The following is a 24229-nucleotide window of genomic DNA, read 5'->3' on the forward strand; positions in this document are numbered from 1 at the left end:
ACAAAACACTGCTACGAAAATGAGGTTTGAAGGAACTCGGCAAATGGGAATTGTTATTTCCGATTCGGTTTTCTTTTGATAGTCAGCAATTTCATGTAATCATCAAAATCAGCCGTATTGGTCGGTTCAAACATGACCCATTTTCCGTCACGATAGGTTTTTGCCTCATCATATTGCCTGCAAACGGCGTCAGAAAGAGTACCCCTTATATCTTCAAATTTTATTCTTTCATCTTTTCCAAAGATAATCATGAATCCAATGCAATTACTTTTAGCGTATAGGCAGCAAAGTGTTTTACCGCCTCTGCGATATTTATACTCGTAATCCCATTGCTTACCACCAGTATTCCATACTCGATCCATATCGTATTTTTTATCAATAGCCAAACATAATGCTTGCCAAACTTCAAGCAAGGATTGTCCAAGCAATTCCGTCATAGTTGAATGAGATGGTATATTTTCAAGCATCGTATCCCCCTCCATAAATTTCCATTTATTTTTCTGTTGCGTTACTCTCTGATAAACAGGAATTTATCGAACTTAACTATTCTGTCGCTATGAAGCCGACTTACGCACAGTAACCTCTGCACAGACCAACCTAGCTATATGCTCCGCTGTTTCGTTTGTCAGTAGGAAGAACATTCCGTCATTACGGCATTTTTTATGTGTATCGCCATTTAATGTATAAACAAAACCTTTAACACAGGTATCGCTACAAGCAGTAGGGTCAATAAGTCTCTTACAGTCACGAGAAGTAGTCATTTTCTTTTGCATTTCAGCAGGCAGAGAAGCGATCATATCCTCATACTTGCCAGCATTGTCTCCGTAAATACGTGCAAAAACCCCCGACTTCCGAAACACCCAATTCATTACAGTTTTCTTCTCTAGTTGGTATGAAGCAGCATAACCGCTCTTTGCTTCCTTGATTACAAGGTCACAGCCTTGTTCAATAAGTTTGTTATTAAGTTTCTCGACAAATGATTGATATTCTGGTGCAACTGCCGATAGAAACTCTTTGAACGAACCCTTTTCTTTTGCCATTACCTTTTCCCTCCATAAAATTCTAATTTGCTTATTCGTCCATCATGTATTAGCTGTTTAGAAGTTTTGTCAAATCCTCAATAGAAGCGTCCATTTTCACAGAGACTTCTTCCATTGTCATGCCGGAAGCAAGAAAACGCTTTATCACCATTTTCATATCCTCGCCAACCTCTATGATATGCCCGTCCAAATCGTAAAACCGAATCACCCGCTGACCCCAGCTATGCTCGATCACTTCTCCCAGATATTCAATATCCGGGTATTCTTTCAACTTGTTCAGAAAACCGTCAAAGTCCTGTTCCTCAAAAACGATTTCCGCATTATTGGATTTTTTTAATACCTTTTCTTTTGGCAGATCTACAAGCCAGTCAAAATCCTGCTGCAATGCCAGGCCGCAGGTAAAAGCAATGTTCTTACCGTAATCCTGGAACACCTCTAATCCAAACAAATCCTCATAAAATTTTCTCGCGGCGTTAATGTCGGCCACCGCTATAAGCATACATACGTGTTTCATGCAAATACTCCTTTCAAACTGTGGTTTCCCATTTTCGCAAAAGGTGATTTATTATTCTCTGTAAGTCCAACCGGATTGTCACTGGCCTTCACGGTTGAACATTTATTATACCATAGAGCAGCCTGTACCTCCACTTTTTCATGTCCGGTTTTGTCCACGATTTGTCCTGTTTTTGTCCAAGATTAACCCTACGGGTATTTCCCGCAGTTCCTTCCGAAATTGGTGCGCATAACGGATGGTCTTAACTGTACCGCCTTTTTCCCGTCCGTCATATACCGCAATTACACGGTCTGCATGTTCCACCATGTAGCGGTTGCGTTTGGAATAGACGTTGGGCCTGTATTCTTCCTGAATTATGATAACCTCTGCACAGGCGTCCAACAGGGTGTTTGTGTGTTCCTTCTGGCACAGGCTGTCCTTCCGTTTTCGGTATGGAAGCACCGCGATCAGCTTCAAATTTGGATTTTTATTCTGCAGCTCCAGAATAATCTCCGCAAAGTATTGATCCACGCCATCCGCAAAGCCGGAGAGAAAGATAGTGAAACCATCGTTTACTGCTTTTCCAATTTCCCGGCGCAGAGCCACCTTTACATGGGCTGTTTCATCAGCAGGTATATCTCTGTGTCCTGTGACACAGCAAGTCTTTCCTTCCATCAAGTTCCTCCGATTGATAGATTTAATTTTGTATCTCTCATTATTATAATAGGTTTGTTTTTGCAAGTCAACGCAAACACCCTTTTTTAATTTGTGAATAATGCGTCTGCGTGAGGTACAATCTATTATAGAATGGGAGGTGAGGGTGATGTATGAAGAATTCGTCCCGGAACGGCTGGCAAAGCTGAGATTACAAAAGGGTGTATCTGCACGCGACATGTCATTGTCGTTGGGGCAAGCGAACAACTACATCAATAACATCGAAAACAAAAAATCACTTCCTGCCATGCAGTCCTTCTTTTATATCTGCGAATATCTCGGCGTAACGCCGAAGGAATTCTTTGACGAAGAAAACCTTTATCCAGAGACCTTGCAGGAATTTATTGCAGAGGCAAAGAAACTGGATTCCAGATCAATGACATATATCCTCGGCATTATGAAAGAATTGAACAGCAAGAAGTAAAGCGGTCACGGGAAATGACCGCTTTCTTCTTATTATTTCCCATACTGTCCTAAATTAAGTCTGGAAACACTCTATATTTATCCTGATTTATACCCCGGTACTCCCAAACCCTCCGGTTCCGCGCTCTACTCCCAAATCCGAAACAAAATCCGCAATTACAACCGGAGTAATCACAAGCTGTCCTACCCGCGCTCCTTTGGAAAGTTCCTGCGGTTTGTTGCTTACATTACTGATAATGGCATGGATTTCCCCGCGGTAGCCGGAATCTACCGGGGGCAGCTCACAGACCAGACCCTTTGCCGCCATGCTGGTGCGGGGGAATACATAGCCAGCGTACCCGTCCGGTACTTCGATCCCGAACCCAAGCGGAACCTTTGCGATTTCTCCCGGCTGCAATGTGCAGTCATAGGGCATATACACATCCGCCCCGGCGTCGTTGCCATGTGGCCGGAAGGGGCGCTGACTCTCCGGCACGCCAAAGTCAATTAGTTTGATCTTCATGTGCCGCCTCCTTCCCAAATCGCCGGATAGTCCATTTTCAGAATATCCTCCGGCGTCATGTCCTCTTTCAACATTTTTCCGCAGGTCATTTTCCCCTCCAGGCATTTATCTCTCTGACAGAAAGGGCCTGTAAGACCAGACGCAAACAGCACCGGGCTTAAAGCATAAAGCTCCTGCCAGATTTTTAAGAGCACGATCCGGGTCTCGTCCGTATTGCGCCGGCAAACCCGCTGGCCGATGATGTGTTTCCACTGATAGGGCGTGGCGCTGATAATCAGCACATTCCGAAGCCCCTGGGGTGTGGCATATCCCGCCGCATCATGGCCGACGCCGGTATTACATAGCTGCTCATAGCAATCCATGCCTTCGTGACAGCTATTCAGGTACAGCTCCCGGACAAAATCGGGCGCGGTCAGCACTTCATAGGGTACGGCAAAATCTGCCTGCCCCGTATAATTGCTGTACTGCAAGGACGCACTCATAAACTTGACCTCATTCTGGTGGCGTGTGATCTGCGCCAGAAAGCGCCGGCTTGCCCCGACAATGGCAACGGTGATGAATGCAAATTTCTGGACCGTGGGGTGCGGAAGCCCGCCGATGACCGCCACAGTATCGTTACTAAATGATTTTTCATAAAGGGCCATCAGATCATCCATTCTGGCGATCCGGTGGCCCCTTTGAGTGAGCCGGGCAGCAAAGACCATGTTTTTCTCGGCCTCTGCAACCGCCTGGCAATTCAAAATCTTCACTTCAATTCTGTTGATTGGTATGTCCCTCCTTTACAATGGCTTTCAGTAAAAACAGATAGTTGAGGCTGTCTGTAATCTTTTCGTCCCATGTGTCCATGCCAAAGCTGACGCCATCGGCAAAACACATGTCATACAGGGAAACGATATGCTTTGCCAGCATCCCGGCAAGGGCACGCTCTGGCGTGGTTTGCTGCAAAGCTGCCGCCGCCTTAAAAGCTCCCAGCCGGTCCGTATCGTCTCCGGTGTATTCTTTTGTTTTCCGTTGCAGCGTGTCGGCGCAGAGCCGCACCTGCTCGTCAAAAACAGCATTGACTTCATTTTGTGTAATGTGACATTCCTCCTTTTTGAAAACAGAAAGCCGGCTATCCTAAAACATCTTAGAATAGCCGGCAAATAAATGGTTATGTAGTTGTTACAGGGTATTGATTTCTTTTTCCAGTTCCCGGACCTCTGCTATGACAGTATCGAATGTGGGAACATCACCATACAGCATATCCTTCATGGAATCGTAATCCGCCTCTAACGCTGCGAACCGGTATTCCGGCGGGATCAACTTTAAGGTGCCTGGCACAGCCTCCGGGTACTTTGCCCATGCTCTGGGATAGAATTTCATTTTGAAATCCACAACCTTCTTCAGCAGGTCGAGCCGGGAGAAAGCGGTTTCTTTTACCGGGGTCATAGCCATGCGGTACAAATCGTAATAATGCCTGGAATACCGCTGCGGCATTTCCAGATGTTCCGGCCTGTTGGCCTCATGGTGCAGGATCGTAGCTTTTTCCCAAAAGGTTCGCTCCGGAGCCACAGTCAAAATACTTGTGTCCTTCTGTGCAAATATGTCAGGGTAATACTCCGCGGCATACGGCATAATCTCCGCCGACTTCGCCGGCGTCCAGGCTGCCAGCGCCCCGATTTCCAGTCGGATCACCTGCAAGGTTCCCGCATTGGTAAACAGTTTTGGGTAGGCAAAAATAACTGTCTGCTTTTCTTCCTCGTCCATGTGAATGTCAGCTTCACGGCCAAGCTCCTGAGATAATCCTTCTTTGATTGCGGGGCAGAAGGTTTCTGCCAGAAAGACCTCCGCCCGTGCATTGGCCTCTTTGTTGAAAGCGTCCTGCTTCGTGTTGGAGCGTTTCTCCCAGGGCTCGTCTTTGCCATATCCTAAAACCCGCCAGTCCAGAATCAGGTCAATATCTTCTGAAAACCGGCTGATCAGGTGAAAGGCTTTTGACAAGCTGGTACCGCCCTTAAAGGTAATCGAATCTTTCCAGGGGGAACGTTGAAACAGATAATCCAGCGTAAAGCATACCCAAAAATCTTTTTCCACAATGGCATCGTTGAGCCCCATCTTATCTGCTGTGTTACGGAACAGCCTCCGCTTATCATTGTCTGAAAATTTTGCAACATGTTTCATCTCTATTGTACCTCCCCGGCAATCTGCCGTATCGCATTGTAAACCCAATCCGTAGATTCTGCCGCCTCTCTTAGCATAGCGGCTTTATCGTCCTCATTCAACCGGGAGCTAAGCGTCTGAATCGTTTTGGAAGTGACATTTGTTTTCCCCAAAGTTTTCAATGCCTGAATCACCAGAACCGTCATATAAGAAAGACCCGTGATCTCCTTATTAGTCCTGTGCTTAAATTCCAGCTTTGTGAAATTCCACTCATAGGTCTTATATGGACCGTCGCTGATATAGGACCATACCGCTGTTACCTGCGTGGAAAGCCCTAACAGGTTCAGCGCCGTATTCCCACAGGGAGCAATCGTCCAGTGATAGTTCCGGGCCAGCGCTTTTGCTACCGCCTCCGGGTCCGCCGCTACATATTCTTTCAGCATTTCGCTGTATTCCGGCTTCTCGTAAACACCTTTCAAAATCCGCCGGAGCGTACCTGCCTGCGTAAGCCGGTTCAGGTTCCGTCTTATGGTTTCCGTATCAGCAATATCAGCAAAATCAGAATTGACAAAAACGGTTCCTTCTGCCGCTGCGCCAATTCGCTCCTGAATCTGCCTGGAATATCCATTTGCCACTTTGCTCACCTCCTTTTGTCCCGAATATTATATATTATTCGGGACAAATTTTCAATAGGCTCCGAGAGTTTTGTTTATAGTATTCCCACGCAGATCAGGATTTATACAGCAATCTCAAAAAAGGAAGGAACCGCTGCCGGCAAGGGGCAGAGCATATACTACTTTTTTGTCCCGTATTTTATATATTATTCGGGACATTTTTAAGCAGAGGGCAGATAAATCCAGTCGTGCATCAGGCACACGCTGGGTTCGTCCTCCCTGGGAACCAGGCGATAGGTACATTCCCCGTACACGGTCCGTTTATCCTCGATCTCCATTTCATAAGCCTTGTAGAAGCGGTATTCGATATTGGAGATAATACATCTAAGCGTCTGCAATGCCTCCCGCTGGGAGGTCACGATCAGATCCCGGTCCACGCTGCGCTGTAGGAACAGTAGCGACTTATAAAGCTGTACCTCTGTGCGGTAGGGCCGGCAGTCCATCGTCTCCAGCCAGTGGCAGAAGGCTACCGGGCCGCTCTCAACCAGTTCCCGCTCCGGGTGGTAATACTCGTAGCAGTCCAGGTTGGCCGTGTTAAGCAAATACAGCATTTCCCTGATCTCATTTTCCGGCATGTCATAGAACCGGAGAAGGGAACGGTACAGGTGTACATAGCCGGGTATTGAAACAATGGTATTCACCATAGAAAAAATCCTCCTTGTAAATGACTGGTGCGGGAGCACATGCCCCCGCACCGGTTTTCACTCTGTTCAGTTGTTTACTTCCACCAGCTTAGCCATGACGATGAAGCGGCTCGCGCCTCCGGGCGTACAGGTGGAAAGGGTCAGCACTTTATCGCTGCTTGTCACCGTGACGTCCGTTTCCACAACGGAACGCTCTGCCATAGCGGTAAGCCAGGTCGTATAAGAGCCGTCATCCTTCCAGCTAAGACGCCAGGGAGAGGTATCGCTGCCGGATTCGGAAGGCTTTGCCACAAACGCTGCGAAAATCTCACAGAGATAACCGCCCTCCGGGGTCACAAGGTACATCTGCTTATGGGTATCAAAGTAGCTCTGTTCGTCATACTCATTCAGGGCGGCGAACATGGAGCCGTCCCGCATGTTATGCCCGTAAATAATGGTGTTTCGGTCAGAAAAATCCGCTTTGTTCTCATAATCCGCGAACAGGCATCCCACCTTATTGTAGGTGCCGTCATACAAGTGGTGCAGGTAATACTCGTTGTCGTCCGCCTGCGTCACCGGATAGTTGACAGGCGTATCAGGAAGGGTAAGCCATCCGATGATGTCCGGCCCGGTCTCCCTTAAAGCCTCAAAGTCTACCACAGGGAGGACCACAGAAGGTTCCTCCCCGGCAGGTTCCGTTTCCGTCGTATCATCCTCCGGCGCTTCGGTCTGCTCCGGCAGTTCTACAAGAGAAGCAAGGTCCTCATAGGCTCCGGCACTTTCGGTATACTGGCAGATGTCGCGAACCATCAGAAAGCCGCTGCCTAATGCCAGCGCCGCACAGATGGAAACCACCGTAATACCGACAGCTCTTGTCTTTGGGGTATTCTTACTGTATTTTCCCTTTTTGAAATAGAGAGCAGCGAACAGCCCGCCGCCGATCACAGCCAGCACAAGAAGCCCGCCGTATAGGAAAATAAAATTATCATCCCCGGTCTGCGGTACTCCCTTATCAGGATTAGAAGGGGTGGAAGGGTTAGACGGATTGGAAGGCGTTTTCGGGTTATCAGGAGTTTCCGGTTCCTCCGGCTTCTCGTTGAAGAACTGAACCGTGGCGGTCTGATCCGCCTTGATCTCCACCGTGGCCGCGTCAGGAATGATATAATCCTTGCTTGCACGGTTGGAAAGCTCGGTTACGGTATAAATACCGACGCGCAGTCCCTTAACCTCGATCACGCCGGATTTCGGTGTGGTGAATGTCTCACAGTAAGAACCGTCCGCGCTCTTGACCTCAATGGCAAAGCCGTCCTTTCGTCCGTCACTGGAATCTTTGGTAATTTTCAAGTTGCCGCGGTATGCCTCATTAGTAAAGCCCCGGCCTGCCTCGCCGTTTTCGATCACAACGGTCTGGCCGTCCTCGGTGATTTCAAAATAGTAGGCGTTTTCGTCAGGCTGGTAGCCCTCCGGCGCTTTCTTTTCCTTTACGAAATAGCCTTTAGCCAGAAGATCCTCCGCCATGTGGAATCCGCCGTCTGTTTCTTTCAGAGTGCCTACCAGGGTATCTTCGGCATCCAGCTCCTTGTTGCCGTTGATGTCCTCATACAGTTCAAATACTGCGCCGGAGAGGAAGCGCAGGAAGGTATTCTCTTTGTCGCTCTCCACAGAGGAAGGTTCATCCACCGCCTCGGTCTTATGGAGCTGCACCCGTCCGCGGATCAAGGTATCATCCACACGGATTTCGATTGCCTGGCCGTCCACACCGATATAAATATGGTGTTCCTCCGGGCTCACTGTATAAAGCGCGGGAGCGGAAATTTCCTTTACGATCCAGTGGCCGTAAGGGATATTCTCAAAGGCAAAGCTGCCCTCCTGGCCGGTGGTTACGGTAAGCAGTGCGTTTTCTTCGGTAAATTCCTCGGTGTCCGGCTGAAACAGGCCCATCACCGCGCCGGCCAGCTTCACAGTCTCGCCGCCCTCCGGGTTTTCACCGTATTTCACACCGTCTACACGCCCACGAAGCAGGTCATTGGGAACGGCCTCGCCCTCACCCACAAGAATCTGTACCAGCGCCGCCTCCTGGCCCGCATATTCAAATACTACCGGGTACTCGGTATCGGAAAGGATATAAGCGCTGTTTGTGGTGCGTTCCTTCACAAGGTAGCTGCCAAAAGGAAGGTCAGAGGCGAAAGAAGCGTCATAGCCGCCCGCCTCATTTGCAGAAACGGAAACCACTTCCAGAAGGCCGCCAGCCGGGATCACGCTGCCATCCGCAGCCGTCAGGTTATCGGAAGCATACAGTCCAAAAGAAATATCCTTGTATTCCTCATTCATGCCAAGCCCGAACAGCTCGTCCGTTTCCAGTGCTTTGAACAGGCTCACATCCACCTTCTGGCGCTCGTCATAAAGGCCAACGGCGGTCTGTGTCACTTCCACAGTTTCACCAGCATAGGTAAGCTCTACATATTCTGGCTGAGAATTTAATACCATGCCTGCCGGCGCCTGGCGTTCCTCCAGGCGGTAGCGGCCCAGGTACAAAAGCCCGCTCTGTGCCGTCCCGTCATCCCCGGTGGTAAGGTTTTCCACAACCGTGTCCTTTGCCGCGCGAAGCGTACCGTCACCGGTATAAATATCTTCGTCGGCGATCACATCATAGACCGCACCGGGAAGCCCGGCCACTTCATATACCGGCTGATACAGGCCGTCGTTTTCCTGGACGGAAGTGAATACCTCGCCGGTCTTTGTAATGGTGAGCTGTCCCTTTTGCGGCATGTTATACTGTGTTACGGTCACAACCGCCTCGCTGCCGTCAATGGTGAACGGTACGGGCTCACTGGAAAGGACATAGCCGTAAGGTGCCGCCACCTCGTAAAGCTCATAATCCCCGGTATGCAGAGGTTCCGGCAGCATGAGCCAGCCTTCGTCCGAAACATAGAAAGTATCAAGGGTTTCCGGATTCGGATAATAGATTTCCTGGTTGACAAATTCCCCGGTAGACAAATCCTTGATCTGGAAACCAGTGCCCGTCATCGGGATAATATTGCCGGTCTCCGCATCGCATTTCTCCACTTTCAGTCGTGCCGTGATGGTACGGTTATTCAGGATATAGCTGTAAGTCTGGCCGTTTGCGGAAATAAATACGGTAAAGTCCGGGATAAACGCCTTTCCTTCTTCGCCGGCTACCTGGTGAACCGTATAACGACCATAAGGCAGCATTTTGGAGGAAGCGAAGCCATCCCCATCGGTGGTGAGCAGATCACGCTCGCTTTCCTTCGCCGCGTCATAGCTGCCCGCCGCTTTCAGGTAGATTTCAAAGACAGCCCCGGCCTCCGGGCGCTCGATCACACCCTCATTTGGTTCGTCCGTATTTTCATCCTCGGACACATCCGGGTCCAGGTCGTCCGTATGCTTTACAAGCTGGATATTGCCATAGATCACGGTTTCCGTGACCTGGTTCTCCGTGGTGTTCAGTTCCACTTCGTACAGCGTCGGGGAAGCGCCCACCTCATAGACCATATCATTTAATAGGTAGCCGGTGCTGGGATCAATTTCCCGTACCGTCCAGCTATCACCACAGACATAGTAGCGGGTCATAAAGCTGCCGTCCGGCCCGGTGGTATAGGTATCTACCAGATCACCGTTATTGAACAGGCCGTAAGTCGCACCCGCAAGGGTAGCATCACCTTGGGCGGTTCCGGTGTCCGCGTCGCTCTTAATCACATGGACGCGGAATTTCTTCAGGATATTGCTGAAATGGACGGAGGCCGTCTGACCGCTCTCAACCGTCACATACTGCGCGGAAGGGGTCACATAGCGGTCCACCGGCAGCTCCTTCACCAGATAGGTGCCGGGCAGCAGCTTTTCTTTGATCTGCCCGTTGTCTCCGGTAGTTACAGTTTCATCCACTTTATTTCCCAGAATGTCCGTGCCGGAGATACGGAAAGGAATCCCGGACACAATGCCGTCCTCGCTGGTCTTGACAATCTTTGCGGTGCCGTAGGTTTCGGTCTTGATCTTCACAAAAAAGGAAACCGGGTCGCTGGCACCGGTCATCATAGTCTGGTAGCCGGGTCTGCCCCAAATCAGCATGTCATTGGCAACCGGAATATCCTTTCGGAATTCAAAGGTGACAGGGTTCATAATCATGTTCTTGCTGGTGAACGTGTACTTGTTCCCGTTTCTTGTGACGGAAACGCCGCTGCCTTTCAAGGTTTCCAGATTGATTTTCAGGTTATTGGTGTCAGTGACAGTCAGGGTATAGACTTTTCTCACCGTGTCCCATTTCAGTTCCAACTCCGGGGCTTCGCTTTTCTTCGTGGAAGTAAAGGATGGAACCGTAGAATGGGAAGCAACCTGTGAAAGAATCCAGTTGTAGGCTTTCTCTGCCGGGCGCCCAGCGATTATATTGTAAAACTGATCTGCCGGTGCCTGCCCATTTCCGTGGCGGCTATACGGGTCGGTACGGAGCTGTTGCTGGTACTCCCACAAAATAATCTGAGTCGCCATTTTATAGTCATCTGCGTTAATTCCGGAAACCGGCAGAGATGAGCCGGGTTTCCAACCGTAAATTGTTGTCAAGGTAATTCCGCGTCGGGCAGCAGAAGGAAGCAGATTCAAATAAGTGCTGTTTTTTCCGCTTTCGGAAGTATAGCCATTATCAGAAGCCTCATAGGGAATCCCACTCTCCACGCAGTAGACAGAATGGGTTACACCGTCCGAATCTGTCATCATATAGTGCTTGTATCGATGGCCGCCGGAACTGGATAAAAATTCCGCGGTTCCGTCTGCATGATAGGCCATGAAGATGGTCGGAGCAGGAGAATAATATCCGTTTCCGTCAGAACCGACATAATAATCACCCATCCATGAGCTCGCCTTTTGACCTGGCGACATGGCAAATGCCTGTGTGGGGATTAACCCAAAGACGCATACCGCACAGAGTAAAAATGCCACGATCCTGTGCAGGCCGCGGCGGTGTGTGTTTGTTTTTATATTCACGATAGAAAGACCTCACTTTCATAAAATAGGTAAGGACGGCGCATTACTCGCCGTCCTCATGGGTGCTATCCTCAAAGTCATCCTCGGAGAGATATTCCGGCTCACCGTAAGCCTCGTCCGGGTCAAAGCCCTCCCCGTAGCCGTCGTCCTCGTCAAATTCGGCCTCCGCCTGCTGCTTCGGGCGCACGATCTTCACATAGTAGCCGATACCTCCGACTGCAAGCAAGGCGACGATCACAAAAATAATCGTGCCAGCGCTGCCATTGTCCTTTTTCGGCTGTTCGGTCTGTGCGGGTTCCTCTGTTTCCGCAGGTTTTTCTTTTCCGGTGCAGCCCTTCAGGTCGTTCTTGCAGACCGGGCAGGCGGTATTGACTTTTCCGGCCTCGCATTTCTCCGTACAGGTGCAGACATCCGCAGCCGGGATCACGCTCACGCTGCCGTCGCCCTTTTCCGCCAGGGCCATCAAATCAGCTTCGGTAACGCCGTTCAGGAAATAGACGTTGTTATTGTCCCTTTTTCCGTCGATGATAAGATAGAATACATTTCCGGCTTCGGTGGTAATCGTATAAAACTGCTTATCGTCACCCTCGCCGGTAGCTTCATCCAGAACCGTTCCGGTACCTTCCGGGGTAAATGCTCCCTCCGGGATAGAAGAAGTAGTTTCCGTTTCCTCCTGTGAATTGGAGCTATTGCCATTTCCGTTTGTGCCGGACGCTGCATTGCTGCCGGCATTATTGCCCGTGTTCGTACCTGCATTAGAGCCATTCCCGGAATTGCCGCTTTGGGCGCTGTTGTTTGTACTTCCGGAAGAAGCCGCCTGAGCCTGTACCGGTTTTACAGATGGCGTACTGCTCTGGGCCTGCTGTACTGTGGCAGAAGGTTTTTCCGTAGGTGCCGGTTCCTTGTAATAGGGATTCTCAAACTTCACGGTCTTTGAGCGGTTCCCGGCATAGTCCTGGGCATACACACTCACCTGTTTTTCTGTGCCGGCATAGTCCTTTAAGGCAACGGAAGCCGCCCCATTGGTTAAAGAATTGATACGATTCCCGTCTACAAAAACCGCCTCCACGCCGGAATGATCGTCGCTGCTTTCTATTTTCAGCGAGTCGCCGTCCAGGGAGGCCGTGAGTTTTGGCGGTGTGGTATCTTTGTCCCCGGCAGCATAAGCCGTCAGGGGCAAAGCTATGGCGCTTATGATAAGCACAAGCGCCAGTAGCAGAGAGATTTTTTTAGTCCTCATTCATTTCCTCCTGTTTCTTAAGCGGACCATCCCCGCCCGGGGCGGCCTGCTGCGATTTCAGAAATTCGGCCAACTGCTGGGGGGTCAGATGGAAGCTGCGGGCAATCGCCACATAATCGGTGTTCTCCAGCTCCGTTTTCTGTTTTTCCAGATCGCGGAGCTTGGCCTGCATCTCCGCGATCCTGGTTTTTGTCTTGTCGATCTCTTTCTCCAGTTTTTCAATCTTAGGGTTCAATTTATTACCTCCAATCTGTCAGGGCAGACGCCCAAATGTATAAAAGTGCTGTTGCCAGTAGCTTGTGTTGATATTTGCGTAGGAGATTGGGTCCCCACAATGGATCATCATTCCGTTACCCACATAGATTCCTACATGGCTTGCGCCGCTGGTGTTATAGGTGCCCTGGAAGAATATCAGGTCGCCGGGTCTTGCATCGGCGCTTGATACAGGCGTACACACGCCTAAAAGCCCATCTGCGGTCAGGCGTCCGAAATTCCAGCCCACGCCGCAATGGTTGACTACCCAGGAAACATAGCCGGAACAGTCAAAGGAAGTGGAAGGGCTTGCGCCGCCCCATACATACGGATAGCCTAAATACTTTTCAGCCTCCGCGAGCATAGCGGCAAACTTTTCATCCGCAAGAGCCTCCGGTGGAACATCATAGTCAAAATAGTTTCCTCCGCCGCCTGCGCCTGCCGCTGGCAAATGACGCTCGCTGGTATCGCCGGTATCGGCAAAGTACAGAGGATTCAGGTATTGCCCGTCAACCAACACTTCCAGGTGCAGGTGCGGCCCGGTGGAATTTCCGGTGCTGCCGACCTTTGCGATCACATCCCCGGCCTTGACCTCCTGGCCCACGGACACAAGAATCTGCGAACAGTGCCCGTATTTCGTCGTAAGGGTATGCCCCTCGTAAGCCTCGCCCTCAATGGCGACACACAGGCCATAACCACCGGCTTCACCGGCCAGCGTGACCGTGCCGTCATGCCCGGCAAGGATTTGTGTACCCTGGGACATCCCAATATCAACGCCGGTATGGTAATTCTTTTCCCCGCTGATCGGGTGTACCCGGTAGCCGTAGTAGCTGGTGACATAGGGCAGCCAGTTCGTGCCAAATACATTTTTCACATACTGCCGGTTGCCTTTGGTCTGCAATAAAATCTCGCAAATTTCCTTCTGGTCTGCGTCCATGCGTGAAACCACCAAGTTTTCAAGCGGCATGGTAGTAAGTGTTACATTTAGAATGTGCCACTCATAAGGCACTTCTTCCTCTGTTTCCTCGCCGGTCTCCGGGTCAATGCTTGTTTCTGTCCGGTAGCGGATTTCCGTTTCCTCTGTGAAGGATAAGGAATACTGCTCATTAAAAAGCTGCCGCAGGACGCTCTCGATCTGCGTATAAGTGAAATTCTGATAGGCAGAAGTGAGATAGCCCATTAAAACATAGGGGTCATGCTCAATGGGGCCGATATTATAGCGGTACTCGTCATAACCGGGCCGGTCCGATTCCACACGGTTGATCTGCATCTGCAGGTCCGTTTCCCACTCGGTATATATAAGCTCCGCATTGTTGATGTCCGCATCGTCCGCCAGATAAGTAGAGGCAGCAAGGCTCCCCAGCCCTCCGGTTCCAATATTAGAAAAGGAAGAAAACAGGGATGTAATCAGGAAAAATACCAAAAGGAGCAGGATCACGATTCCGCATATAACTGGGTGACGCTTGATGGCATGGACCACGCCGGCAGCAATCTTTTCTGTTGTAACAGCGGTGTCCTTTGCGCGCTTTCCCGCTTTTTTCGCCTCTCTGGCTGCTTTGGCATACTGGCGTTTTATTTTCTGTTTCTGCCACATCCGGGCAAGAAGATTTTTCTTCAGCGCCGGGTTATCCTGTAAAGCCTGCTGATAAGCAGCCCTGGCATTAGCCCGCGCCGTTTTCTGCTGTAACTTTGTCACCCTGCGGTATGGGGCGTTCTTATGACGGTGATATGCTGTGCGCACCCCGGCCTCGCCCACAAGCTCGGTGTGGTGGGCCGCCTTAACGCCAACATTTTCTTCCTCGGCCTGGTATACCTTTTTATGGGCATAACCGACTGCCATATTTGCGCCGGCCTTTACCGGGCGCATGGGAAGGGGACCTTTTACATGGGCCCTTTGGGTTTTGACCTCCTTTTCAAATTTCAGGCGCTTTGTGGCCTTGCCCGTATCAGGATCGGAAGATGTCTCCATCCGCAGCTTACGGCGGGCGGGCAGGCATTCCTCCGCCTGTTCCAGCTTTTGGGCGGCCCGCTCGGCTTTCCGTCTGGCTTGGGTGAGCTTTTTACCCGCCGTTTCCGGGGGAAGCTCGTCAGCGGTAAATTCCAGCTTGGAAGGACGCTTGGGCTCGTCCCCGGCTGCCTCTGCCGGCTTCTCCTGCGGTTCCTCGGCCTTTGCCGCCTCCTGGAAACGCTGCTGGTATTTGTTGCCGTGCTGGTGCATTCGGTGGCGGTGTTCCGTCTGGCCGGATTCTCCTTGCGTGGGGCGTCTTGTATCAGAAGTCCCGCTGCCAGAATCCTCACGCCGGGAATCTTTATATCTGAAATCCCTCCGGCGCGGTTCCTGTGCGGAAGGCTCCGGCTCCAACGTGCTCCGCGTTTCCGTGTCCCTTGCCGGCTCATGGCCCAAATCCCTGCCAGACAAATTTTCCGGTATGGAAGTGTGCGCCTGCTGCGGCATATCCGCCGTAAAAAACTGCGAATCCTCCGCTGCCGGCTGCGCTGCGGTATCATATATCCGGTTTCTGGAAGTACCCGGAGAAGAAGGGGCGTCTCTGGCCCGCCGCAGGTCAAAATTTGTTTCGCTCTGCCGGGTGTCCATGCGTTCCTCCGCATGGGAATCACGGACCGGCATCCGGGTATCTTTCTTCTTTCTCTGAAATTCTTTGTCCCGTGGCATTGTTATCACCTCCAGTCGTTTTTATTGGTTTCCTGAAATTTACGCACCTGCAACTTCATCCGGTCGGGTTGTGAGCACGCTGTATAACAGAGTGTCCTTCGGAAAATGATCGACAAATGGGATAATCACATTCCCAAAGAACAAAAGCCCCTCGCCGGGGCCGGAATGGGTCACATAGGAAAGCTGGTGTGGGGAAATCCCCAACTGCTTTGCCAAAATCTGCCGGTCTCCCTGCGCCTGGTTCAGCATGTAAATGAAGTCCGAGTTTTCAAAGATATTCTCGATCTCACGGGAGGCCAGCAGGTCCTTTACATTCTGCGTTAAGCCGCTGGGAATCCCGCCCCATTTTCGGAATCTTTTCCATATCTCCACGCTAAAACTTCCCGTCTGGCCCTTCAAAAGAAGGTGAAATTCGTCGATATAGAACCAGGTCGTTTTATGTTTGGAGCGGTTGGCGGTAACACGGTTCCATACCGCGTCCTGCATGATTAAAAGGCCAATCTCTTTCAGGGCCTTTCCGAGAGACTTCAACTGGAAGCAGAGTACCCGGTGATTATTCATATCAATGTTGGATCGGTGGTTGAATACATTCAGGGAACCATTGACATAGATTTCCAGCGCCGTTGCGATATTCTGCGCCTCCGGCTCGGACTGCTTCAAAAGCAGCTCATACAAGTCGCCCAAAATCGGCATATTCTCCGGGCGCGGGTCCTGCAAATAATCCCGGTAGACCAGCCGGGTACAGCGGTCAATAATAGTCCTCTCAATCGGGGAAAGCCCCTCCTTGCCGCCGATAATCAGGTCACACAGCGACAGGATAAAATCGCTTTTCAGGGTAATGGGGTTTTCGTCGTCCGAATAGTCCAGGTTAATGTCCATCGGATTGATGTAGTTGGTAGAGTTCGGGGAAATGTCAATGACCTGCCCCTGGGCACCGAACTGCTGTACCAAAGGCCCGTACTCATTTTCTGGGTCCGCAATGATGATGTCGTCCTCCGTCAAAAGGAACACGTTGACAATCTCGCGCTTTGCTGAGAAAGACTTGCCGCTGCCAGGCGTCCCCAGAAACAGGCCGTTAGGGTTTTTCAGGTTCTTACGGTTCGCCATAATCAGGTTGTTACTAAGGGCATTAAGACCGTAATATAAAGCCTCGCCCTCCTGGAACAGCTCGCAGGTGGTAAACGGCACGAAAATGGCCGTGCTGCTGGTGGTAAGCCCCCGCTCGATCTCAATCTGGTTCTGCCCCAGGCATAGGGAGGACATAAGGCCTTGCTCCTGCTGGAAGTCCAGACGTTTTAAGGCGCAGTTGTATTTCTGCGCCACACCGGAAGCGGCGAAAATATCGTTAAACAGCTTTTGGCGCTTCGGGGCGATATTCTCCACCAGAACTGTAACCAGAAACATACGCTCATTTCTGGATTGCAGGTCTTGCAGAAGGTTCTTTGCTTCTTCGCCATAAGTGGCAAGGTCGGTAGGTATGATGTCCATGTCATAGCCGGAGCGGACCGCTTTTTTCTGTTCCTCAATCGTCATTTTCTGCAAATCGGACATCTTGCGTTTGATGTTCTTGATCGCCTGTGCCTGGTCGATAGACTGGATATGAAGGTTCACCGTTACAGCGTCGTTCAAATCCAAAAGGTCGGCAAGCAGCCGGTCCGTCAGCTCCGGGGCTAAAATCTGCAAGAAGGACACCGCGCCGGAATGGTCGCCCACCCGGAAGGTCTTGCCGTCCTGGGAGAAGGAGAGCCCGGAAGGGGCGATATAGTCCTTTGTGGAAAGCCCGGTTTTCGGCAGGTCACTCCAGGTAAAATGAAATTTCTCCTGGCCGTCCGGGTGGAGCTGGCTGTGCAAAAGCTCCAGGCGTTCCAGCCCGTTTAAGGGCCTTGCCTGCGCGCCTAAGGCTTTGAAGTTCCCCAGCACATCCGTTTCAATCCGTTCCAGACGCATTTTCGCCGTGCGAAGATCATCCGCCTCGATCCCAAATGTGATGTATTTGCGCTTGGTAAGGCCATTGTTGCCTTTTTGAAGCTGCCCTTTGAGCATATCCCCGTATTCTTTGCGGATTCCGTCATATTCGTCACCGCGGACAGGAATATCAATACTGCGGGCGAAATCCTGCATATTGGCCCGCTGGTTGATAAAGGTGAGCTGCACATGGATAGAAGCGTCAAAATAATTGAGGAAATCGCAGTAACCCTCAAAAATCTGCGCTTTATCATCTGCCTGTGCAAGCTGGTAATTAATGTCGAAGAACTGCACCGTCTTGGTGTAATAATTGCCGCTCACACGGCAGATACCGTCCCGGTACATTTCCTTATAGGGAATACTCTGCTGGACCGTCTGCGGGGCGTCCGCTTTCAGCCCGAAGAAAAAGCCGGGCTTTTTCTTCGGCCCGGCAGGAGAGGCAGCTTTACTTCCTGCCTTTCTTGCTTCGGCGCGGGTCTTTTTGGCCTGCTTTACATTTCTTTGCAGACGTTTTTCCTGCGCCTCCTGCTGTTTGGTTTTTGGCAATCTGTGATACCTCCTTTTTGGAAATGGATTTATAGAGATTTTCCGTCCGGTAAGGGCGGTTTTTCGGCCAGAGCTTATAGCGGAGCCGGTTCCTCAACAGCTTTTCCGCCGGCTGCCCGTCCTTCTCATACATGGCAAAGAAGAAAAAGGGCATCATCAGGCCGATCATAAGGAGCACCGCCGCTGAATTGCCGATGGCGCCGCGGGTAAGGAAATATATCGGCAGCCCCACCAGCGCAGCCAGACTGAAACAAATAAGCTGGCGCTTCGTCAGGCCAGCGGCTACTTTGGTCTTGACTGTAGTTAAGTCTTTGGGTACGGGTACATAGGGCATTTCGTTGTCACCTCCGATCTGCGAGAATATTTTCTATCCATTCTGCGGCATCGTGATACTGCAATCCACTTCGTTGCCCCACACATCCCATCCGGGCGTCTGCTGCCTGGCAAAGAGCTCCACCCTGGGCTGATCGCCCATGAGCTTTACGATCTTGTCCCGCACTTCGTCGGGCTTCTTGCTGTGCTGCTCGATATGGGAGATCACAAACTGGTGGATTCCCGCGCACTGGCGTTTCGGGTGCCCGCGTGTTGCAAGCAGGCACACCTCCGCGTTAGAGCGGGTCCAGAAGCCCATTCCATAAAACCAGCTATCGGCTTTCCGGTTCTGCTTCAGCCACAGAAATGCCAGGGTCTTATACTGGAAACCCCATGCCTCCATCACCCGGAACGCCTCATTGAGCTGCGGGAAGGTGGCCCATAGAAAAAGCGCACTGTCTTTGGCTGCAAGGTCTGCAACCGGCAGTGCGCATATTTCATCAATGCTCATGGTAGGATAATGGTTTTCCGCCACGCCTTTGCCGCGCTTCATGTCATAGCGCCAGGGCGGGTCTGCGTACACAATGCCATATTTTCCGGTATCCGGCATCAGCGGGCCTGCTCACTCTTGGCAGTTGCGGGCTTTGCCGGCTGCGTCTTGACCTTCCCGGCATTTTCCTTCAGGGTGCCGGTCAGGGAAGGTTTCTCCGCCGCCCCTTTGGTCGCTTCAAGGGTGGCCTGCAAATTTTCAATCGCCTGGCCGTACCCTTCGATCAGGGCATCATTAAGCTGCCTGCGAAAATCCGCCGTCACCGGCCAGCAGACATCCCTCCATTTCCCCTGCTTATCCTGGGTGGAAGGCATGTTGACATACAGGCCGTTTTCGCCGGAGCAGATACGGAAGCCGTCGATCTTGAAGCAGTCGCCAATCGTCACGTTGGCAAAGGCCAAGAGGTTCCCCATCGGGGCAATCGGGCGCACGGTTACATCCAGCTTCAAGCCTTCGGACACCTGGGCCTCCGGCTGCATGGGTTCAGTGTTGGTTTTACTCATAATGAAAGTTCCTCCTTGTTAGAATGTAGTTGTTACCCGCTAATGCGAGTTGAAAATACTTTTTGATAACGAGCCTGTCTTAAAGAGGGCGAAGGCCAGCAGGACGGTATATCCCGCCGTGCCCCAGATCGCACCGTGAATATCGCCGGACGAGGGGATCGACTGGACCAGCACCGCGTAGATTGCGACGCATACCAGGATCAGGAACCCCTGGAATCCCAGAGCGAACAGGGAACGAAGGTAGTTCGTCCCCATCTGTCCCCATTCACGGTTTGCCATTGTGGAAAACGGTATGGGTGCCAGGCTGACCGTGAGATATATTTCAATCATGCGGCCATAGACAATGACAAAGATTACAATAGACAGTACCCACATGCACAGGTTGATGATGTTGGTTTCCAGCCACAGGCCGATCAGCTCCCACATCCCCATTGCTTCAAGCTGCGTTTCCAAATCAGCCAGCGCCGCCGTGACATCCAGATTCCCGTTTATTACGCCGGCGCTCTGCGATACCACATTTTGGGCGACATCAAACACCGCCATGACAATCGTAAAGCAGTTGGTGAGCAGATAGGTGGCTACGAAAGTTTTGAAAATCCACTTAAAGATGTTGAAGGTATCAAAGTCGTGCATGTTGTTCTTTTCCAAAATCATCTGAATCAGCTCATATACCAGCACAAAGGTCAGGATAATGCCCGCAATGGGAATGACGACGGTTTCAGAAAGATTCTGGATCATACTGAACACGCCGCCATTCCAGCCCTGCGGGGTCTGTCCGACCTGCCCGGCCACATCTGCGACCTGGTTATTTACCGATTCAAAAATACTGGTGTACTGCCCGGTGATCGCTTCGATCAGGCCCTCTTTGATCCAGTCTGTTATCCAGTCAAACAGACTGCCCATCGGCTATTAACCGAACAGGCCGGACAGGAGCGGAATCAGCGTGGCACCCACCAGGGCGATACCGCCGCCCGCCATAAGCTGCTTCATTCCCTGTGATTTGGCCCCAGGGTTGTCATTTCCGTATCCTTCCAGAAGGTTGATGACGCCCCATGCGCCGAGGCCGGCGCCCAGAGCGATAACGAGAATCTTCAAAGTGTCAATCGCGCTTGCGAAAAATGCCATATATTTTAGTCCTCCTTAATATTTATAAAATTTGTTGTTGTGGCCGCATTGGGCCGGAAACGAAAAAAGCCGCCGCCATGCTCAAATAGAAAATCTACAAAAACATGACGGCGGCATAAGGGGCAGGGTAAGACCTGCGGGGATATTCAGTTGTCAGGGAGAATCACGAATCCGCAATAGGCGCCTCCTTTCAAAAGGATATATAAAATCCCGCCATATAATAAGGAAATGATACGGCGGGATTTTATACGGTTGTCTGTGCTGCCAGTTCTTCCGGCGTGATTTCATAGTTGGGATACAGCTCTCCGGGACGTACAGGCAGCCTTGTAGACAGGTATTTCTCTATGTCAAAGGCGTTCTTTTCGTCAAAATCCGAAAGGTATTTGTAATTCGGGTGTTTGGTAATATCATACTTCCGGGACAGGAAGGGACGCACACCCCTGATCTGCAGGAGGCATTTGCCGCCGTCCATCACCGCAAGCTCGTCAACGGACATCAAATCTTTCCCCAATTTTTGAAAGTTCTGCCCGTGGGATTCCTGGGTGCCCTTCGTGACGCTGGTGTTATACATATCAATGGTTTCTTTCCCCAGCAGGGAGTTCCAGCTTTTCAAGGTAGTTTCCTCCTTACCGCCCAGAAAAAGAGAAGAATCACAGTTGCCTATGATCGTGTCCATGTTGTCCTTATAAAGTGCTTTGAGCTGGCTCTGCGCCTGCAATACCAGACAGGCCGATATTTCACGGCTTCGGATCGTTGCCATCAGCTTTTCCAGGTTCGGGATTTGTCCGATATTGGCCGCCTCGTCGATCAGGCACCGCACATGGACCGGGAGCCTGCCCCCGAATTTATCATCCGCCCGCTCACAGAGCAGGTTAAATAATTGGGTATAAGCCATGCTGACAAGGAAATTAAAGGTCGCATCCGTATCACTGATGATAAAGAACAGCGCCGTTTTCCTGTCGCCCACCAGGTCAAGCTCCAACTCGTCATACATGGTGATCTCTCGGACTTCCTTAATGTCAAAGGGGGCAAGTCTGGCGCCGCAGCTAATCAATATAGATTTTGCGGTCTTGCCGGCGGCCAGCTTGTATTTTTTATACTGCCGGAGGGCAAAGTGGTCCGGGTCCTTCTGTTCCAGGGCGTCAAAGAGCAGGTCAACCGCGTTCTTGAAAGTCTCGTCATCCTCCCGGACCTCCATAGCGTTTATCATTTCCACCAACGTGGAAAAATTCTGCTCATTGGAGGGAGCTTCATAGTAGATGTAGCCGATCAGCGCCGTATAGAGCAGCGTTTCGGCCTTGACCCAAAAGTCATCCCCGGATTTTCCTTCTCCTTTGGTATTTGCGATCAACACCGTTACCAGTTTAAGAATATCTTTCTCATTGTGGATATACGCAAAAGGTTCCGATAGGTAAGCCTTTGATGTTATCTCCGGCTTTTCCCCCGGCTAGCACCGGACATGCGACTTTCACCGCATCCGGCGCCCCATCAAGCATAGTTTCAGCAGTGATACACACTCACTCTTTCACATTAGCTAAATCAGTTTGTTACGATTTACATTGACATTTCTGCCAATCCTGCGGCAACGCGCAGTTTGTTTACTTTAGTAATTTGTGCCTTATTCAAATCATACTTCTTTGTCAGTGTAGCGAACTTTATACTGTCTGTTGTTGAGATAAGTTCATATCCGGTAGGTGATAAAAGCAACAGATTACGGTAACTGTCCCTTCCATTTTTACACTCATTCGATTTTCTGTAACAAGTACAGTGAATCACTTCCAGATGTTCCCCGGTGATTGCACATTTACCTTCCTGTCCGGCATAGAGAGAGATTCGGTTATCATTGAACTGTACCGTTTCACCTGTTACCGGGTGGCGCATGAGCCAGAGCATATCTTCAACGTTCAGTTTCAGATTGCTGTGGATTTCCATTCTTCCGTTTGGAGTATATGGGTTGATTTTCCTGCTCTTGCGCATTGGTATTTTAAACTGCACATATGCCAGAGGTACTACTGGTGTATCTCCAATCCAGCGCATTTGCTTCGATTTTCCATACCGTTTTTTTAAATATTTGTTGTTTAGCTCGCCCTGCTTTTTATATCCATCTATCCGATGGAGAAAGCGACCGTTATTCACATGAGCCATTCGGCTGAAATTCAGATTTATCCTCGTAGCAATGCAATAATAGTTCTGCATACCTATGACTTTGGCGTTGTATTCGTGAATGTTGCTCTTTATGTCACTTGCTGTCTTGCTGTTCTGAATCTCTATAATTGCTTTTGAGAGTTCTTTCTGCATATGCGACATTGCCTTGTCACAGACATTTGAACTGATTACCCATGTCCTGCGTTTCCTTATCAGCTTCATACGGAACCCCAGAAATTCACTGTCTCTTTTCCTGAGATTTGTGACCTTTGATTTTTCATCGGAAATTTCCAGTTTGAGCCGCTTTAGTAGCCAGTCCTTAACCGCATGGTATGCTCTGTCAGCGTCCTTACAGTTTCTGCAAAAGATTTTAAAATCATCTGCATACCGGACTATACGCATTTCCTTGAGGTTGCTCTTTTTGAGCGCCGTGTAGCTGTTGCACTTTTTCTCTGCCCCATTCGGATAATATGTGACCTTACAAGGAGACTTCATATGGTCTGCCATACCCTCCCACTGTGACGCTATCCACCAGTCCAGTTCGTTCAGGACAATGTTGGCTAACAGCGGGGAAAGTATGCCGCCCTGAGGGGTTCCCCTGTCTGGATATAAGATTTCTCCATCTGGCATTTGAATTGGCGCTTTCAGCATTGCTTTGATTATCTGAATCAGTTTGGTATCCCGTATACCCAGCGTCCATATCTGCTGTAACAGCTTTCTATGATTTACGTTGTCAAAGAACCCCTTTATATCCACGTCCACCACATAGTGGAGCTTGTTCCTTTGAGCCAGTCCATAAGCGTAGGAGACAGCGTTTTCAGCGCTCCTGCAAGGTCTGAAGCCGTATGAATGTTCATAGAACTTTGCTTCACAGATTGGCTCCATGACCTGTAATATGCATTGCTGTACAATCCGGTCTATGATACACGGTATGCCTAACGGTCTTAATTTCCCATTTGGTTTGGGAATCTCTACCCTCCTTACTGTTTTTGGCACATACCTTGTAAACTGTTTTTGAATAAGGGAGACAAAATCTTCTCCCGGCATATCTGCCAGTGATTCTATCGTTCTCCCATCTGTGCCGGCGGTATGGCTCCCATCATTGCTTTTAATATTTCTGAAAGCAAGCATGATGTTATTTGGTGCCGCAATGATTTCTACGAGATTATTGAATATTTCTCCATCTCTGCTTTTTGCATACAGTTCATCAAAGATGTTCTGCATGTCGTAGTATTCCGCATGGCGCAGTTTGCTTCTTTTTTTAGCTTTTTGTGTCATGTACATCACCCCGTTTCATTGATTCGAGTGACAATT

22 protein-coding genes and 1 pseudogene are annotated in these 24229 nt (G+C 50.3%); 1 reads left to right on the plus strand and 22 read right to left on the minus strand.

The features are described 5' to 3' along the window. Positions 1–53 precede the first annotated feature (53 nt). From KJS44_RS09880 to KJS44_RS09895, 4 genes are all read right to left on the minus strand, one after another. The gene (locus tag KJS44_RS09880; RefSeq protein ID WP_213540073.1) at positions 54–467 is read right to left on the minus strand and encodes a DUF3788 domain-containing protein; all 414 of its coding nucleotides are present in this window, start codon (positions 465–467) and stop codon (positions 54–56) included. 87 nt (positions 468–554) lie between these two features. Next, positions 555–1040: a hypothetical protein gene (locus KJS44_RS09885; protein WP_213540074.1), complete on the minus strand. Its 486-nt coding sequence runs from the start codon at positions 1038–1040 to the stop codon at positions 555–557. A gap of 49 nt (positions 1041–1089) precedes the next feature. Beyond that, on the minus strand, positions 1090–1554 hold the full coding sequence (locus tag KJS44_RS09890) for a VOC family protein (protein ID WP_213540075.1): 465 nt from the start codon (positions 1552–1554) through the stop codon (positions 1090–1092). 138 nt (positions 1555–1692) lie between these two features. Further along, positions 1693–2208, minus strand: a complete 516-nt coding sequence (locus tag KJS44_RS09895; RefSeq protein WP_213540076.1) for an SLOG family protein — start codon at positions 2206–2208, stop codon at positions 1693–1695. Positions 2209–2356: 148 nt separating this feature from the next. Here KJS44_RS09895 and KJS44_RS09900 point away from each other — a divergent pair, with 148 nt between their 5' ends. Then, positions 2357–2671, plus strand: coding sequence for a helix-turn-helix domain-containing protein (locus tag KJS44_RS09900; protein WP_213540077.1), 315 nt, complete (start codon positions 2357–2359; stop codon positions 2669–2671). A gap of 87 nt (positions 2672–2758) precedes the next feature. Here KJS44_RS09900 and KJS44_RS09905 read toward each other — a convergent pair whose 3' ends face one another. The 18 genes and pseudogenes from KJS44_RS09905 to ltrA form a co-directional block, all read right to left on the minus strand. Beyond that, on the minus strand, positions 2759–3172 hold the full coding sequence (locus KJS44_RS09905) for a dUTP diphosphatase (RefSeq protein WP_213540078.1): 414 nt from the start codon (positions 3170–3172) through the stop codon (positions 2759–2761). Further along, complete coding sequence (locus KJS44_RS09910; RefSeq protein ID WP_244976535.1) at positions 3169–3921, minus strand: FAD-dependent thymidylate synthase; 753 nt, start codon at positions 3919–3921, stop codon at positions 3169–3171. Before KJS44_RS09910 ends, KJS44_RS09905 begins: the two co-directional genes overlap by 4 nt. 1 nt (position 3922) lies before the next feature. Beyond that, a complete protein-coding gene (locus KJS44_RS14555) occupies positions 3923–4117 on the minus strand; it encodes a hypothetical protein (protein ID WP_244976536.1) in 195 nt (64 codons plus the stop codon). Positions 4118–4333: 216 nt separating this feature from the next. Further along, positions 4334–5332: a nucleotidyl transferase AbiEii/AbiGii toxin family protein gene (locus KJS44_RS09920; RefSeq protein WP_244976537.1), complete on the minus strand. Its 999-nt coding sequence runs from the start codon at positions 5330–5332 to the stop codon at positions 4334–4336. A 2-nt stretch (positions 5333–5334) separates the two neighbouring features. Beyond that, positions 5335–5955 (minus strand): DUF6088 family protein, encoded by a 621-nt coding sequence (locus tag KJS44_RS09925; RefSeq protein WP_244976538.1) that lies wholly within the window; start codon positions 5953–5955, stop codon positions 5335–5337. 191 nt (positions 5956–6146) lie between these two features. After that, positions 6147–6629, minus strand: coding sequence for a hypothetical protein (locus tag KJS44_RS09930; RefSeq protein ID WP_213540079.1), 483 nt, complete (start codon positions 6627–6629; stop codon positions 6147–6149). A 66-nt stretch (positions 6630–6695) separates the two neighbouring features. Then, positions 6696–11468: a class B sortase gene (srtB, locus tag KJS44_RS09935; RefSeq protein WP_213540080.1), complete on the minus strand. Its 4773-nt coding sequence runs from the start codon at positions 11466–11468 to the stop codon at positions 6696–6698. Between the two features lie 178 nt (positions 11469–11646). After that, positions 11647–12843 (minus strand): DUF4366 domain-containing protein, encoded by a 1197-nt coding sequence (locus KJS44_RS09940; RefSeq protein WP_213540081.1) that lies wholly within the window; start codon positions 12841–12843, stop codon positions 11647–11649. Then, a complete protein-coding gene (locus KJS44_RS09945) occupies positions 12833–13078 on the minus strand; it encodes a DUF4315 family protein (protein ID WP_213540082.1) in 246 nt (81 codons plus the stop codon). The genes KJS44_RS09940 and KJS44_RS09945 overlap by 11 nt, the downstream gene beginning before the upstream one ends. Before the next feature lie 18 nt (positions 13079–13096). Continuing rightward, the gene (locus KJS44_RS09950) at positions 13097–15769 is read right to left on the minus strand and encodes a CD1108 family mobile element protein (RefSeq protein WP_213540083.1); all 2673 of its coding nucleotides are present in this window, start codon (positions 15767–15769) and stop codon (positions 13097–13099) included. 39 nt (positions 15770–15808) lie between these two features. After that, on the minus strand, positions 15809–18280 hold the full coding sequence (locus tag KJS44_RS09955; RefSeq protein WP_213540084.1) for a VirB4-like conjugal transfer ATPase, CD1110 family: 2472 nt from the start codon (positions 18278–18280) through the stop codon (positions 15809–15811). Then, complete coding sequence (locus KJS44_RS09960) at positions 18180–18614, minus strand: PrgI family protein (protein WP_213540085.1); 435 nt, start codon at positions 18612–18614, stop codon at positions 18180–18182. The genes KJS44_RS09955 and KJS44_RS09960 overlap by 101 nt, the downstream gene beginning before the upstream one ends. Positions 18615–18647: 33 nt before the next feature. Further along, positions 18648–19202, minus strand: a complete 555-nt coding sequence (locus KJS44_RS09965; protein ID WP_065535490.1) for an MT-A70 family methyltransferase — start codon at positions 19200–19202, stop codon at positions 18648–18650. Next, complete coding sequence (locus KJS44_RS09970; RefSeq protein ID WP_065535491.1) at positions 19202–19645, minus strand: SpoVG family protein; 444 nt, start codon at positions 19643–19645, stop codon at positions 19202–19204. The genes KJS44_RS09965 and KJS44_RS09970 overlap by 1 nt, the downstream gene beginning before the upstream one ends. A gap of 39 nt (positions 19646–19684) precedes the next feature. Then, positions 19685–20548, minus strand: a complete 864-nt coding sequence (locus KJS44_RS09975) for a VirB6/TrbL-like conjugal transfer protein, CD1112 family (protein WP_162220583.1) — start codon at positions 20546–20548, stop codon at positions 19685–19687. Between the two features lie 6 nt (positions 20549–20554). Next, positions 20555–20770 carry a Maff2 family mobile element protein gene (locus KJS44_RS09980; RefSeq protein ID WP_006861290.1) on the minus strand — a complete coding sequence of 72 codons (216 nt, stop codon included), beginning with the start codon at positions 20768–20770 and terminating at the stop codon, positions 20555–20557. Between the two features lie 244 nt (positions 20771–21014). Then, a pseudogene (locus KJS44_RS09985) lies at positions 21015–22172 on the minus strand (VirD4-like conjugal transfer protein, CD1115 family); the annotation flags it as partial. A gap of 152 nt (positions 22173–22324) precedes the next feature. Next, positions 22325–24193 carry a group II intron reverse transcriptase/maturase gene (gene ltrA, locus KJS44_RS09990; RefSeq protein WP_244976539.1) on the minus strand — a complete coding sequence of 623 codons (1869 nt, stop codon included), beginning with the start codon at positions 24191–24193 and terminating at the stop codon, positions 22325–22327. Between the last annotated feature and the right edge of the window lie 36 nt (positions 24194–24229).

It is taken from the genome of Longicatena caecimuris, from assembly GCF_018406465.1.
GTDB classification, from domain to species: Bacteria; Bacillota_I; Bacilli_A; order Erysipelotrichales; family Erysipelotrichaceae; genus Longicatena; species Longicatena caecimuris.